This is a genomic window from Achromobacter sp. ACM05 (assembly GCF_019218915.1).
Taxonomy (GTDB): Bacteria; Pseudomonadota; Gammaproteobacteria; order Burkholderiales; family Burkholderiaceae_B; genus Achromobacter; species Achromobacter animicus.
This window is the reverse complement of record NZ_JAHUWQ010000001.1, coordinates 141,797-156,174: the sequence shown is the minus strand read 5'-3', so window position 1 is coordinate 156,174 and position 14,378 is coordinate 141,797. Positions and strand designations below refer to the sequence as shown.

Sequence of the window (14,378 nt, the reverse complement as noted above, 5' to 3'; positions counted from 1 at the left end):
GGGACGCCGGTGGGGTTTTGATGTAAGAGAGAACTATGCGTACTTGGATGTGTCTGATTTGCGGCTGGGTCTATGACGAAGAGGCCGGCCTGCCCGACGAAGGCATTGCACCCGGCACCCGCTGGGAAGACGTGCCGCCAAACTGGGTCTGTCCCGAATGCGGCGCCCGCAAAGAGGACTTCGAACTGATGGAAATCTGAAACCGTCACGCCGACAACTTCCGCCAGGGCTCGTAAGATGGGGCATACCCCATTCTTCGTAACCGCCGGACTGCCGCCAGGCATGACGTTTGCGTCTGCGCAATCACTCCCAACGGTTTTCTCAGACTACCCATGAAGGGGTTGCCATGACGGAAAAACACCACGAAAACGCCAGCACCGAGGCGGCCAACTTCGCCAACCAGTTCCTGATCGCCATGCCGGGCATGGTCGAAGGAAGCCTGGCGGGTTCCGTCATCTACGTGTGCGAGCACACTGACCGCGGCGCGCTGGGACTGGTCATCAACCGTCCCACCGATCTCACGCTGGGCACGCTGTTCGAACGCATCGACCTGACGCTCGAGATCGGACCCGTCAAGGACACGTTCGTCTTCTTTGGCGGACCGGTCCAGACGGATCGCGGCTTTGTGCTGCACGCGCCCGCCGGCGACTACAGTTCCAGCATCAAGCTGGGCGACATGGCGCTGACCACCTCGCGCGATGTGTTGCAGGCGGTGGCCGATGGCAACGGGCCGGCACGCATGCTGGTCACGCTGGGCTACGCCGGCTGGGGCGCAGGCCAGCTCGAAAGCGAAATGGGCCAGAACGCCTGGCTGAGCGTGAGCGCGGACGCGCACATCATCTTCGACGTGCCGCCCGAGGAACGCTACCCCGCCGCGCTCAAGCTGCTGGGCATCGACCCGGTCATGCTGGCGGGCGACGCTGGCCATGCCTGAAGAAACCCTGCTCGCCTTCGATTTCGGCGAAAAGAAGATCGGCATTGCCATCGGCAATACGCTGACGCGGCAGGCGCGTCCGCTCGAAATCATCTTCAGTGAAGTCCGCGACGCGCGCTTCGGCCGCATCGCGGCACTGCTGCAGGAATGGCAGCCGCACCGCGTCGTCGTCGGTCTGGCGCTGGACGCCGAAGGCGGCGAACAACCCGCCACGGCACGCTGCCGCCGCTTTGCCAACCAACTGAATGGCCGTTTCGGCATCGCCGTGGAACTGGTGGACGAACGCGGCTCCAGCATGGAGGCGCAACGCCTGCTCGGCACACATGCCGCGGACGACGCGATGGCGGCGGCGGTTATCCTGCAACGCTATCTGGACGCCTTGCCCGCGGTCTGACGGCCGCGGCCTGTCTTGCCCATGCTCAATCCGCAACTCGACCGCCGCGGCGAACTCACGCATCTGCTGACTACCGAAGGGCTGCCGCGCCGGCACGTCGAGCGCCTGCTCGAGATGGCGCGCGCGCCGTCGGCGTCCGACGATTCGCCGCCGTCCATCGCGCCGGAAATGCCGGTATTTCTGTGTCTGCCCGACACGGACACTGCAGCCTGCGACGCCTACGCCGCTGCCACGGCCAGCCTGTCGATGCTGCCGGTGCCGCTGGAAGCGCAAGCCATTGAGGCGCTTGCGGAAACGGCCGCTGCGTTGGCGCCTGGCGTGCTGATCCTGCGCCACGGCCAGAGCGGCGCGGCCCATTGCGCCGCGGCCCATGCCGCGCCCGGTTTGCACGTGCTCAATGCGGGCGACGGACGGCATGCCGATCCCGTAGCCGCATTGGCGCTGGTACAGGCCATCATCGAGATCAAACCTGACCTCACCAGCCTCGTCGTGACGCTGGTGGGCGACATCCGCCATTCCGGTGTGGCGCGTTCCGTCATCCATCTGCTGACCACACTGGGCGTGCCCGAAGTGCGGGTCGCCGCGCCGCGCACGCTGCTGCCTGACGGCCTGGCCCAACTGGGTGTGCGCGCGTGCGCAACGCTGCAGGAAAGCCTGAGCGATGCGGACGTGGTGATCGCGCTGCCGCTGAATGTCGAAGAAATCAGCGGCGCGCAGCTTCCGTCGGCGCGCGAATACGCCTGCACCCACGGCATCACGCTCGCGGCGCTGGCGTTTGCCAAGCCGGATGTGCTGCTGCTGCCCGCGGGCGGGCTGGTGCCGGGCGTGGAAGTGGATGGCGACATCGCCGCCGCCCTCGAACCCACCGAAGCGCGCGTCGCGGCGCTTGAACAACCCCTGCGCACGGCGGTGCTGCGCGTGCTGGCCGGAGCGGCGCCATGAGACTGCACATAGCCAACGGCCGGCTGATCGATCCCGCAAACGGCGTGGATGGTCAGCACGATCTCTACATTGCCGCGGGCCGCATCGTCGCGGTTGGCGCGGCGCCCGACGCCTTCCAGGCGGATCGGCGTATTGATGCAACGGGCCTGGCCGTGTTGCCGGGCCTGATCGATCTGTCGGCGCGCGTGACGCAGCCGGGCAACGCGGGATTTGCGCCCGGCGAACTGCGCGCTGCCTTGGCCGGTGGCGTGACGCGCCTGGTGCTGCCGCCCGATGCCGATAATCCGCCGGACGAACCGACCAAGCTCGAGGCGCTGCTGCGCCACACGCAGGCGGGGCAGTGCGCAGTTCACCCGCTGGGCGCGATGACCGTGGGCCTGGCCGGCGAAACACTGACCGAGATGGCGCTGCTGGCGCGGGCAGGCAGCATCGCGTTCGCACAGGGCGAGTCGCTCGTGGCGGACACGCGGGTGCTTTGGGGCGCGATGCGTTACGCAAGCGGTCTGGGCCAGACGCTATGGCTGCGTGCGCAAGACCCCTGGCTTGCACGCGGCGCCTCGGCCGCCAGCGGCGCGTACGCGGAACGCCTGGGCCTTGAAGGCATGCCGGCGCAGGCAGAGACGGTGGCGCTGCAGACGATCTTCGAATTGCAGCGCGCGACCGGCGCGCGCGTGCACCTGTCGCGCCTGTCGACAGCGGCCGGCGTGGAACTGTTGCGCGCGGCCCGCCGGGAAGGCCTGCCGGTCACGGCGGATGTGTCCATGAACAACCTGCTGCTGACGGACGTGGACATCGGCTTCTTCGACACGAATCACCGCCTGTCGCCGCCGCTGCGCGGCCAGCGTGACCGCGACGCGCTTCAGTCGGCGCTGGCGGAGGGCGTGATCGACGCGCTGTGCTCGGATCACACGCCGGTGGACGCACGAGGCAAGGCCGCCCCGTTCGCGGCCGCCACACCGGGCGCAACCGGTCTTGAACTGCTGCTGTCGCTGGCTCTGAAGTGGGCGCGCGACAGCCGCCGTTCAGTCGGCGACGCGTTGGCACGCGTGACGTCGGGCCCGGCCACCGTGCTGTCCGCCGTCGCGCCGCACGTGGGTCCATGCGGCAATCTGGGCGTGGACGCGCCGGCAGACCTGTGTCTGGCGGACCTGGACACCGAATGGATGGTGATGCCGGCAGCACTGCAAAGCCGCAGCGCCCAGACACCTTTCGCAGGTATGATGCTGCCCGGTCGAGTACGAGCCACCGTGGTCGGTGGTCAACCGGCCTGGGAGACTCCAGTTTGAAGCTGCTGCGCTTTGTCCTACGGCTGAGCCTTGTCCTGCCCCTGATCATTTTCGGCCTGCTGAGCGTGGGCCTAGCCTACCCCCTGATGCGCCCCGCAGCCCGCGCCCGGCTGAACCGCCGGTGGTCGCGCTGGCTGATGGCAGCCTGTGGCATCAAGGTCATCCTCAAGGGCGAACCACGCCTGGAAGGACCGGTGCTGCTGGTGGCCAACCACGTGTCGTGGGTCGACATCTTCGTCCTGAACTCGGCCCGCGCGACGTCTTTCGTGGCAAAGAGCGAGATCCGCGCTTGGCCGGTGATCGGCTGGCTGGTCGCCGGCGCAGGCACGCTGTTCATTGAACGCGGCCAGCGCCACGCGGTGCACGCGATGGGCGATTCGATGCAGGCGCGCTTCAAACAGGGCGACGCGGTCGGCCTGTTTCCGGAAGGCACGACGACCGAAGGCTTCGAGCTCCTCCCTTTCCACGCCAGCCTCTTCGAACCCGCCCGCGCGGCGGCGGTTGAAATCCAACCCGTGGCGCTGCGGTTCATGCAGCACGGCAAGCGCAGCGGATATGCGGCGTTTGTGGGGGAGGAGTCTTTGGTGGGTAACCTTTGGCGGGTGCTGGGCGTGACGGGTTTATCCGTCGAAGTGGTATTTCTGCCGCCGCTGGCTGCGCGTCATCCGGACGGGAGTCTGCCGACGCGGTTGGAACTGTCGCATCAGGCTCGGGATGCGATTGCTCGGGTGCTCTGATTTACGTGATTTCTGGCTGGGTGTGAATTAGCACCGTAGGTCTTTGTACGCTGCTTGCTGTTGATGCGGGTTTGGTTCTTGACGTGTCCTGCGCGGAAACGTGCTTCGGGTTTAAGGCGTTCGGTGCGGTGACGGATTCGGTTCTTTAGGCGTTCAGTGCTGCGGCGACTTCGGTTCTTAAGACGTCCGGCACGGTGGCGTCCCGGGGCGCGCGGGGCCACGATTGCGGTCCGGAGCCTTCGCTCCGGACTTCCCCTTCGTCATCTTCGTCCGCCTTCGGCTCCCTTCAGATTCCCTCGGGCTTATCGACGCCCCGCGCACCCCGGGACGCCACCGCACCGGACTCTGGCAATTCAAGTCTTCTAGTCGCTGGGGCGGTCAGTTTTCTTGGCATTTTTGTGCAGAGCATTTCGGGCCAGAAGCATCTTGCGATGCCCGTCTCCGTTCGGCCGCGCGGGCGGCCTCCGGAGACTTACGCGGCGTCTTGCGTAGTGGTGATGACGCTTCGCGAGTAGGTAACGCTTGGGTTTTTGACACCCGCGAAGACTGGCTACAGGCTCGAAGTGTGCTCCCAGGTTTCAGACTCTCATCCCTTGACGAAGGCGCTAGCTTGTCCAGGTGCCCGACACCCGCGGACTTGTAAGACTGGTTCGGGCGGCAGACACCAGCAGAGGGTGTCAGACACCCGTCTTGGCAAAGGCGCTAGTTTTTGCCGGGTGTCTCATTCCTTCGTGCGAGCACGGGTCGCCGCTTATCGTCACTTGAACTCAAGTGCCCGATGGGCGGCGCGAACAGGTCGGCAGGTTGTGGCGAATCGTCGCGGCGCCGCCCATCACCGCCCCACCCACCGTGACGGCGGACCATTAGCAAACCAATCCCCGCCAGCGCGAAGCGCACCCCGCTACGACGTCCCACAGACCCGATGCCGGGTTGCCGCCGCCCGGGCGGCAGCAATCCGGCGGCCCCGCAGATCTCCTGCCCTGACCACAGGTCTTGTAGCGCGACATACCAAAGACCCTGGCAGCACGGCGTCGCGGTCCCCGTGGGCGCGAGCGCCGTCGATGCGCCCGAGGGAATCTGAAGGGAGCCGAAGGCGGACGAAGATGACGACGGGGCAGTCCGGAGCGAAGGCTGCGGACCGCAATCGTGGGCGATCGTGCCCACGGGGACCGCGGCGTCGGGCGACCTACGAAGAACGAAAGAAAGCGACCTACGAAGACCTAAAGAAAACGCCCGACGAAGCTGCCAAAGCAGAACCCCGACGCTTCACTCCGCCAAAGGATCCTGAAACTGCGAACACTTAACCTGCACGAGCTTCCGATCCTGCAACCGCAACGCAGTCAACGACCCGCCCCAAACACATCCCGTATCCAGGCAGATCACGTCCGGCCGCTGCAACAACCCCAGCGTCGACCAATGTCCAAACACCGTCGTGACATTACGCGTCGCCCGATTAGGCACATCGAACCAAGGCACCAGCCCCGGCGGCCAAGCCCCCGGCGTCACCTTCGTTGCAAACTCCATGTGCCCGTTCGGCGTGCACAAGCGGATCCGCGTCAGCGCGTTGATGATCACCCGCATCCGCTTGCCGCCCTTGTGGTCTTCCTTCCAGGTGGCCGGCTCGTTGCCGTACATTTTTTGAAGCGCCTTCTGCCAGTTCGGGCCGCGCAGGGCGTCCTGGACTTCGCCGGCCAGGGCCAGCGTCTTGGCCACGTCCCACTTGGCCAGCGTGCCAGCATGGACCAGCAGATGGTTCTGCTCGAAATGCGCCAGCGGCCGGAAACGCAGCCAGTTGAGCAGGTCAGTGGCGTCCGGCGCACGCAGGATGGATTCCAGCGTGTCCGATTTGGACGGTTTGCGCACGCCCGCGGCCGCGGCCAGCAGGTGCAGGTCGTGGTTGCCGAGGACGACCGTCGCGCGATCACCGAGGTCGATGATGCGGCGCAGGGTTTCGAGCGACTGCGGGCCGCGGTTGACGAGGTCGCCAGCGAACCAGAAGCGCGACTTGGGGTCGCCAACCAGGTCGGGGTGGGACAGCAAGCGATCCAGCGGCGAGCAGCAGCCCTGCACGTCGCCGATCATCCAGATACTGCCGTTCATGCGGGACTCTTGCTCCAGGGCCAACGTTGTTGGACGAGACGGGTGATGGTGTGGCGGTATTCCATGTAGCTCATGGCGCCCAGCGCCAGCGCCATGGCGCCGAGGTTCGGGCCCAGGGCGGTCAGCCAGGGCGGCCACTTGCCCAGCATGCCGACGTTCAGCGCAAGCTGGTTCAGCATGAAGAAGCCCACGCCCAGCAGGATGCCCACGAAGACCTTGGCGCCGACGCCGCCGCGGCGGGTTTGCATGAGGCCGATGGGGGCGGCGATGGTGATCATTACCAGCAGGGTGAAGGGGTAGGCCAGTTTGCGCCACAGGGCCACGACCTGGCGGTCGTATTGAAGCTGGTTGTCCCGCAGGTATTCCACGTAGTCGAGCAGCGTGACGATCGACATGCGTTCTGGCGTCAGCACGCGCGCCAGCAGACGTTCGGCGCTGAGGGTGGTGTCGATGGAGCGTTCGGGCAGCTTGATGACGGTGGCCGGCGGGTTCTTGGGCGGGCGGGCGTTGGCGAGCGCCTCGGCGGCTTCGGCGTCCAGGCGGGTTTCGGAGACGTCCTTGAGCACCAGGTCGCCGCGCGTGAACGAGCCCGTGGGGGCGGTGGACAGCGCGGACAGCGTCAGGTCTTTCTTGAATTCGTAGAGGGTCACGCCGGCCACTTGGCCGTCGCCCTTCAGTTCGGCGATGTTGATGATGCGGGTGCCGCCATTGACGGTGGGTTCCTTGAACCAGTAGCCGCTCTTGAGGCGGTCGCCGCCGGCCTTGCCGCGGAACATCAGGTTGGCTTCGCCGGTCTTGACCTCGGCCCAGGGCGTCACGTACTCGGACAGCAGGCCCGCGCCGATCATCAGGGGGATCGTGACGATCCAGAGCATCCGCAGCAGTTTCATGCCGCTGACCCCGGAGACCCGCAGGATGACGAGTTCGTTGCGCTGGGCCAGGCCCGCCAGCGCCAGGATGGCCCCGATCAGGAGCCCGATGGGCAGCAGGTCATAGAGACGGGTGGGGATCGCCAGCGCCTGCATGTACAGCAGGGCCATCATGGAGAACTTGTCGCCCACGTTGTCCAGGTCGTCCACCAGTGCGAAGAACGTGAAAAGGCCGAGCAGGGCCAGAAGGACCACTGCGCAAGAGCGATAGACCTCTCGGGCCAGGTAGCGACGTGCAGTACGCATGAAGGAAAAAGGAGTGGAGCGCGTAAACGTGAAAGCTTAACAAATCCCGCAGCGGGAAGACGGCCGGCAGGACTGATTTGTCCAGTTCCCCTTTCAGGGGATGTCGACCATCTGCATCCGGCGCGTCAGCACGCCGACCCGGGAATTCAGATAGTTGGACTTGCGATGACTGTCATAGAAGCGCGGGTTGGGCAGCATGGCCGCCAGCCGGGCCGACTGGCTGTTGCCCAGGTTGGCGGCGGTGGTATTGAAATAATGCTTGGCGGCGGCCTGGGCGCCGAACACGCCCACGCCCCACTCGGCGACGTTCAGGTAGAGCTCCAGAATCCGTTCCTTGCTCATGACGTGTTCGATCATGTAAGCCAGGACCAGTTCCTGGCCCTTGCGCAGGTAGCTGCGAGAACCTGACAGGAACAGGTTCTTGGCCAGTTGCTGGGTGATGGTGGAGCCGCCGCGCATCTTGGAGCGTCCGGCCTCTTCCTGTTTCTGGTTGTATTCCCAGGCCTTGCGGATGGCGTCCCATTCGACCCCATCGTGACCCGTGAAATTGGAGTCCTCGGACGCGATCACCGCGCGCTTGAGCGACCGGTTGATCTTGTCATACGGCACCCATTCGTATTTCAGTTCGATGCCGGGGTCTTCCTTGCGCAGGCGCGATAGCTCTTCGCGCATCATCGCGCTGCTGCCCGGGTCGCGGTAGTTGTACCAGACCACCTGGGCGAACAGCCAGAATTGGTACAGCAGGATCGCGCACACCAGCGCCATCACCAAGCCGGTGGTGATCCGGAACCAATTGCGGCCGCCGCTGCGGCCCGTGCGCGTCGCCATGCCGTTCAGCTTCCGGCGGCCAGCGCCTCGCGCAGCGCTGCCAGGACGGGCGCGGCATCGGGGCGTACGCCGTGCCAGATGAAGAAGCTTTCGGCGGCCTGGCCGACCAGCATGCCCAGCCCGTCGGCCGTCAGGGCGGCGCCGTCAGTCTGGGCCTGCCGCATGAACGCGGTGGGCTGCGCGCCGTACATCATGTCGTAGGCGGCGGAGCCGTCGGCGTACAGGCCGGGCGGGAGGTCGGGCGCGGCGTTTTGCAGGCCGCTGGCGGTGGCGTTGATGACCAGGTTCCAGCCGCCGGGCACGGCGGCGGTGGCCAGTGCGCCCGCGGTCACCTGGGTTTGCGGCGACACGCCGCTCGCGGCCCACGCGGCGGCCAGTTCCTCGGCGCGGGCGGCGGTGCGGTTCACGATGTGGATGCGCGGGCAGCCGGCCTCGGCCAGGGGTTGCAGCACGCCGCGCGCCGCGCCGCCGGCGCCGACCAGCAGCACGGCGGCGCCCGGCAGGCGTACGCCCAGGCGCAGCAGGTCGTTGACCAGGCCCACGCCGTCGGTGTTGCAGCCGTGCCAGACGCCATCGCGCCACGACAGGGTGTTGACCGCGCCCGCCAGCCGCGCGCGATTCGACAGATGGTCCGCCGCCAGCGCATAGGCGTCCAGCTTGAACGGCACCGTGACATTCAGGCCCAGGCCGCCGTCCGCCACGAAGGCGGCGACGGCGTCGGCAAAGCCGTCCACCGGGGCAAGCAGGCGCTCGTAGCGCAACGGCTTGCCGGTCTGCTGCGAAAACATGGCGTGGATCTGAGGCGAGCGGCTATGCGCGATGGGATTGCCGATGACGGCGTAGCGGGCTTGAGGAATCGCCTCGGTCATGGGGCCTGTGTTTCCAGAGTGTCGTTGACGAAATGCCAGGTGCGGGTGATGACCAGCACGTCCGTATCGCGGGCGATATCGGGAGGAAAGGGGGGAAAGGGCGCGGCCAGCTGGACGATGCGGCGCGCCGCCTGGTTCAGGACCGCGTGCGGCGAGGGCTGGTCGATCTCGACCTCGGCGATGCTCCCATCGGCGCGCACCGACACGGTGATGCGCAGCGATCCGTAAATGCGGCCGCGCGCCTCGTCTGGGTAATGCTGGGTGCCGACCGTTTCGATCCGGGTGCGCCAGGCGTCCAGGTAGCCGGCGTAGCGGGACGCCTCGGCAGAGGGGGCGATGAACTGTTTGCGCGGCTCGGCGCTGTACTGCTGGACCCGCGCCGCCAGCGCCGCCACCTGGGCGTTCTGGATGACGCTGGCCTGGTCCTGGGCGTCCTGGCCGACGTCGGCGCCGTCGGGCCATGGGTTGACGGCCTGGCGCTCGGGGCCGGCGTTGTGCGGCGAGCGCAGCTGGGTCATGAGGCGGGCCTGTTCGGCCTCCAGTTGCACCTGGCGCTGGCGCATGGCTTCCAGGACGATGGTCTCGGCCGAGCTGCCGGTCTGGGGAAGGGGCGTGGTGGACACGCCGCGGTCGGCGTTGCCGCCGCCCGTCATCTGGTTCTGCGCGACGGTGCGCGGGGTTTCCGGCGGGGTCTCGCTGCGGGCATTGAGCAGCACGACTTCCAGGCTGGTCACGGGCGGGCGCGTCTGCGTGGGCGCGCTGAAACGCCACGCCAGCGCGCCGGCGTGCACCAACAGCGATATCGCGATGCCGATACGCAGGTAGTGCTGGGCGGGGGCGCCCAGCCACCAGAGGTAACGGCTCAGCATGGAGGGGGAATCAGCGCGTTGCACCAGCGCATTGTAAGGCGAGTCCGCACCCGCCGCGCGGTCCGTCCGAAGGCGGTATTCACCCTCGGACGGACGGCCTAGACCCCGTCAGGCGGACGCCCGGGGGAAGATCCAGACCTTGTCGGCGGGCAGCGCGAGGCGGCAGGGGCCCGGCTCGCGGCCTTCGGGACCGTAGGCGCGCAAGGCGAGGCTGCGGGCCGGATCGGCGTCCGGCGTGCGGAACAGGTACTCCCAGCGGTCGCCCAGATACATGCTGGTCAGAAGCGGCATGTCGACGTGGTTGCCGTGCGGGTCATCGGCCAGACGGACCTGCTCCACGCGGATGACGGCGGTGGCGTCCTGGCCCGCGGCGACACCCGCGCCGGCCTTGCCCCATAGCGACCAGCCGGCGCCCTCGATCCGGGCCTGGCCGTCGCGCAGCTCGGTGACCTTGCCGTCCAGCCGGTTGTTGCTGCCCATGAATTCGGCTGTGAACAGGGTGGATGGCGATCCGTACATCTCCTGCGGCGTGCCCTGTTGCTCGATCTTGCCGTTGTTCAGCAGCAGGATGCGGTCGGAGATCGCCATGGCTTCGCTTTGGTCGTGCGTCACCATCAGCGCGGACAGGCCCAGGCGGATGATGAGTTCGCGCAGGAACGCGCGCGCCTCTTCGCGCAGCTTGGCGTCCAGGTTGGACAGCGGCTCGTCCAGCAGGATGACGGGCGGGCTGTAGACCAGCGCCCGGCCGATGGCCACGCGCTGCTGCTGGCCCCCGGACAGCGCGTGCGGGTGGCGCTGGCCAAGCTTGCCCAGTCCAAGCTGGTCCAGCACGGCCTGCACGCGTTCGCGCACCTCGGCGCCCGGCGTCTTGCGCAGCTTGAGCGGATAGGCGACGTTCTCGAATACCGTTTTATGCGGCCACAGCGCGTACGACTGGAACACCAGTCCCAGGTTGCGCTCTTCGGCCGGGATCTCGGCGCGGGCCGCGCCGTCGTAGACGACGTTCTCGCCGATGGTGATGCGCCCGCGCTTGGGGCCTTCCAGGCCGGCCACGGCGCGTAGCAGGGTGGTCTTGCCGCTGCCCGACGGGCCCAGCAGCGACACCACTTCGCCCTGGCGCAGCTGCATCGACACGCCCTTGAGCACCGGGTTGTCACCGTAGTCCAGGTGCAGGTCTTCTACAGAAAGCTCAATCATGAAGTTTGACTCCGAATCGCAGGGCGATGCCCAGGCCGATCACGACCAGAACGATATTGATGAAGGAAAGCGCGGCCACGATGTCGATGGCGCCGGACGCCCACAGCGACACCAGCATGGACCCGATGGTCTCGGTGCCGGGCGACAGCAGATAGACGCCGGTGGAGTATTCGCGCTCGAAGATCAGGAACATCAGCAGCCACGAGCCGATCAGGCCGTACTTGGCCAGCGGCACCGTGACGTGACGGGTGACCTGACCGCGGCGCGCGCCTGCGGTGCGGGCGGCTTCTTCCAGTTCGGGCCCCACTTGCAGCAGGGTCGAGGAAATCAGGCGCAGGCCGTAGGCCATCCACACGACGGTGTAGGCGAGCCACACGCTGAAGATGGTGCTGCGCAGGGCACGCAGCCATTCGACGAAGTTCTCGCGCAGCCATTCCGCGAAGGGCAGGGCCGACAGCCAGCCGTTCTCGTCCACGTCCAGCGCGTTGTCCAGCCACATCGGCACGAACAGGAACACCCACAAAAACGCCAGACCGGCCAGGAGGCCCGGCACGGCGCGCGGCACCAGCACGCTGTAGTCCATGAAGCGCGTGACGTTGTCCGGCTTGCGGTGCATGGCCAGGCCCACGAACATGTAGCACATCACCGCCAGCGCGCCGCCGAAGACGCCAATGGCGACCGAGTTGACGATGGCGCGCATCAGGTTGGGCTGCGAAAACACGGTGCGGAAGGCGTCGAGCGACAGCACGTCAAAGAGCGAGACGCCCAGGCCCCAGTTGGACACGAACGCGCGCAGCAGCACGCCGGTCAGCGGCACGATGATCGTGACGAAGAGCCAGAACGCCACCACCGCGCCCGCGACCCAGCGCCACTTGCCCAGCGGCAGCGGACGCGCGCGCGAGGCCTTGCCCTTGACGGTGACGAAGCGGTTGGCGGTGCGCATCAGGCGGCGCTGCAGCATCACCAGCGGAATGGTCATGCAGATCAGCACCACGGCCACGGCGGCCATCAGGTGATAGGACGGGATGCCCAGCTTGTTGGTGAGCTTGTACAGGTACGTAGCCAGCACGAGATTGCCTTCCGGGTCCCCCAGCACCAGCACCAGACCGAACACTTCCAGGCCCAGGAAGAAGAGCAGCACGGTGGCGTACAGCATGGCTGGCCGCACCATGGGCAGGCTGACCGACACCATCACGCGCAGCGGCGACGCGCCGGCCACGCGGGCGGCTTCCTCCACGTCGGACCCCATGCTGCGCAGCGCCGACGAGATGTACAGGTAGGCGTGCGGCACGTGCGTGAGGCCGGCGATGATGACGATGCTGGTCAGCGAATAGACGTTCCAGGGCACGAAGCCAAGAATGTTCTGCACCCAGGTCGAGAAGAAGCCGACCGGACCGGCCGCGACGACGTAGCCGAAGCCCAGCACCATGGGAGACACGAACACCGGCACCAGGATCAGCGGCTCGATCCAGCGGCGGCCGGGCAGGTCGGTGCGGATCATCAGGAACGCCAGCATGCCACCCAGCGGAATGGCGATGGCGGCCAGACCGAATGCCAGGATGAAGCCGCTACGTAGCGCCTTGTAGAAATCGGGATCCGCGAAGATGAAGCGGAAGGCGTCCAGGCTCCAGCTCTTGGACGGGGCAAAGAAGGGCGCCGAGAGAAAACTCTGGATGATGATGAACGACAGCGGCACGTAGATGGCGAGCGCCGTGATCAGCACCACCACGCCGCGTGGCAGGGACTGCCATTTTCTGCGCAATGACTGCATGGGAAATCCTGTGGTCGGAAATGACGCGGTGGCCGCGCCGCCGGGGCGATGGCCCCGGGGCAGGGTCAGGCGGACGGCGCGCCGTCCGCTGCGTTGGCGGCGGCTCCGGGCCGCGTGACCGCCCGGAGCCCGGGCATCATTTGCCCGCTGCCGCCCGCCATTGCTTGATGAATTCCAGGCGCTTGTTCTGCTCCAGGTAGTCCAGCAGCGTTTCGTTGACCGGAATCGGCTTGAGCGAGGCGCCCAGCTTCTTGGTCATGCCGTCCACGTCGTTGTCGCCTTCGATGTCATCGCGCACGGACGCCAGGTCAGCCTGATTGGCCATGATCTCCTGGCCCTTCTGCGACAGCAGGTAGTCCATCCACAGCTTGGCGGCGTTGCGGTTCTTGGCCTTCTTGCTGATGAACGCGACGCGCGACAGCACCAGCGCGTAGTCCGTGGGATAGGCCACGCCCAGCGACGGATCGTTCTTGGCGCGCGTTTCGGCGTAGGAGCCCAGGATGTTGTAGCCGATCAGGTTTTCGCCCGAGGACACGCGTTCCATCATCGTGCCGGTGGACGATTGCACGATCAGGCCGCCCTTGGCGATGTCCTTGAGGGTGTCGAAATACTTGGGATCGTTGGCCTTGTCCTGCACGGCCAGCATGAAGCCGACGGCGGACTTCTCGATGTCGTAGGTGGTGACCTTGTTCTTGAACTTGTCGGGCTGGCTGGCGATCAGCTTGGCCAGCGCGCCGTGCGTCGTGGGCACTTCATTGGCGGGAATGAGGCGCTTGTTATAGATGAAGACGGCAGGCTCGTAGGTGGTGCCGTAGGCCGAATCCTTCCAGTTGGCCCACGCCGGCAGCTTGCCTGCCTCGGGTGACTGGTACTTCAGCGCGTAATCGGTGGCCAGCTTCAGGGCCGAGTCCATCGACGAGCTCCAGACGATGTCGCCGCTGCCGCCGCCCGCCGCCTGTTCGCTGATGTAGCGGTTGTAGAGCTCGGTGCTGTTCATGTCGTTGTATTCGACCTTGACGCCCGGATACATGGCTTCGAAGCCCTTGATGATGGGGCCGGCGGCCTTGGTGTCGGTGGTCGAATAGATGACGACCTTGCCTTCCTTCTTGGCGCCGTCCAGGATCTTCTGGTAGTCGGCCGGGTAGCCTGCGGGCACTGCCTGCGCAAAGGCGCTGCCGGAGGCGATGGCGAATGCGGCGGCGCAGGCGGCCGCCAGTTTGGACTTGGCAAGCATGGGGGATGTCTCCGATTGATTTGGCTTGTTGCGGACTCTGGG

Annotated in this window: 14 protein-coding genes; 6 read left to right on the top strand and 8 right to left on the bottom strand. The window is 66.6% G+C overall.

Annotation, left to right across the window (positions count from 1 at the left end; translation table 11 throughout):
- The first annotated feature begins 35 nt into the window (after positions 1-35).
- The 6 genes from KW836_RS00755 to KW836_RS00730 all read left to right on the top strand — a co-directional run bounded on the left by KW836_RS00755 (position 36) and on the right by KW836_RS00730 (position 4,293).
- Positions 36-200, top strand: a complete 165-nt coding sequence (locus tag KW836_RS00755; RefSeq protein ID WP_003814980.1) for a rubredoxin — start codon at positions 36-38, stop codon at positions 198-200.
- A 146-nt stretch (positions 201-346) separates the two neighbouring features.
- Positions 347-934: a YqgE/AlgH family protein gene (locus tag KW836_RS00750; protein WP_175125921.1), complete on the top strand. Its 588-nt coding sequence runs from the start codon at positions 347-349 to the stop codon at positions 932-934.
- On the top strand, positions 927-1,328 hold the full coding sequence (gene ruvX / locus KW836_RS00745; protein WP_175125920.1) for a Holliday junction resolvase RuvX: 402 nt from the start codon (positions 927-929) through the stop codon (positions 1,326-1,328). Before KW836_RS00750 ends, ruvX begins: the two co-directional genes overlap by 8 nt.
- 21 nt (positions 1,329-1,349) lie before the next feature.
- Entirely contained in the window at positions 1,350-2,270 is a 921-nt protein-coding gene (locus KW836_RS00740; protein ID WP_218342202.1) for an aspartate carbamoyltransferase, read from the top strand.
- The gene (locus KW836_RS00735) at positions 2,267-3,556 is read left to right on the top strand and encodes a dihydroorotase (protein WP_218342201.1); all 1,290 of its coding nucleotides are present in this window, start codon (positions 2,267-2,269) and stop codon (positions 3,554-3,556) included. Before KW836_RS00740 ends, KW836_RS00735 begins: the two co-directional genes overlap by 4 nt.
- Positions 3,553-4,293, top strand: a complete 741-nt coding sequence (locus KW836_RS00730) for a 1-acyl-sn-glycerol-3-phosphate acyltransferase (protein ID WP_218342200.1) — start codon at positions 3,553-3,555, stop codon at positions 4,291-4,293. The genes KW836_RS00735 and KW836_RS00730 overlap by 4 nt, the downstream gene beginning before the upstream one ends.
- Before the next feature lie 1,266 nt (positions 4,294-5,559).
- Here KW836_RS00730 and KW836_RS00725 read toward each other — a convergent pair.
- From KW836_RS00725 to KW836_RS00690, 8 genes are all read right to left on the bottom strand, one after another.
- Positions 5,560-6,393: a symmetrical bis(5'-nucleosyl)-tetraphosphatase gene (locus KW836_RS00725; RefSeq protein WP_175126250.1), complete on the bottom strand. Its 834-nt coding sequence runs from the start codon at positions 6,391-6,393 to the stop codon at positions 5,560-5,562.
- Positions 6,390-7,568 (bottom strand): LPS export ABC transporter permease LptG, encoded by a 1,179-nt coding sequence (lptG, locus tag KW836_RS00720; protein WP_218342199.1) that lies wholly within the window; start codon positions 7,566-7,568, stop codon positions 6,390-6,392. The genes KW836_RS00725 and lptG overlap by 4 nt, the downstream gene beginning before the upstream one ends.
- 93 nt (positions 7,569-7,661) lie before the next feature.
- On the bottom strand, positions 7,662-8,396 hold the full coding sequence (gene mtgA / locus KW836_RS00715) for a monofunctional biosynthetic peptidoglycan transglycosylase (protein ID WP_218342198.1): 735 nt from the start codon (positions 8,394-8,396) through the stop codon (positions 7,662-7,664).
- 5 nt (positions 8,397-8,401) lie between these two features.
- Complete coding sequence (aroE, locus tag KW836_RS00710; RefSeq protein WP_218342197.1) at positions 8,402-9,265, bottom strand: shikimate dehydrogenase; 864 nt, start codon at positions 9,263-9,265, stop codon at positions 8,402-8,404.
- Positions 9,262-10,161 carry a TonB family protein gene (locus KW836_RS00705; protein WP_175126253.1) on the bottom strand — a complete coding sequence of 300 codons (900 nt, stop codon included), beginning with the start codon at positions 10,159-10,161 and terminating at the stop codon, positions 9,262-9,264. The genes aroE and KW836_RS00705 overlap by 4 nt, the downstream gene beginning before the upstream one ends.
- Before the next feature lie 81 nt (positions 10,162-10,242).
- Positions 10,243-11,331 (bottom strand): ABC transporter ATP-binding protein, encoded by a 1,089-nt coding sequence (locus tag KW836_RS00700; RefSeq protein WP_175126246.1) that lies wholly within the window; start codon positions 11,329-11,331, stop codon positions 10,243-10,245.
- Positions 11,324-13,102: an iron ABC transporter permease gene (locus KW836_RS00695; protein ID WP_175126245.1), complete on the bottom strand. Its 1,779-nt coding sequence runs from the start codon at positions 13,100-13,102 to the stop codon at positions 11,324-11,326. The genes KW836_RS00700 and KW836_RS00695 overlap by 8 nt, the downstream gene beginning before the upstream one ends.
- A 136-nt stretch (positions 13,103-13,238) precedes the next feature.
- Complete coding sequence (locus tag KW836_RS00690; protein ID WP_217467873.1) at positions 13,239-14,336, bottom strand: ABC transporter substrate-binding protein; 1,098 nt, start codon at positions 14,334-14,336, stop codon at positions 13,239-13,241.
- Positions 14,337-14,378 lie beyond the last annotated feature (42 nt).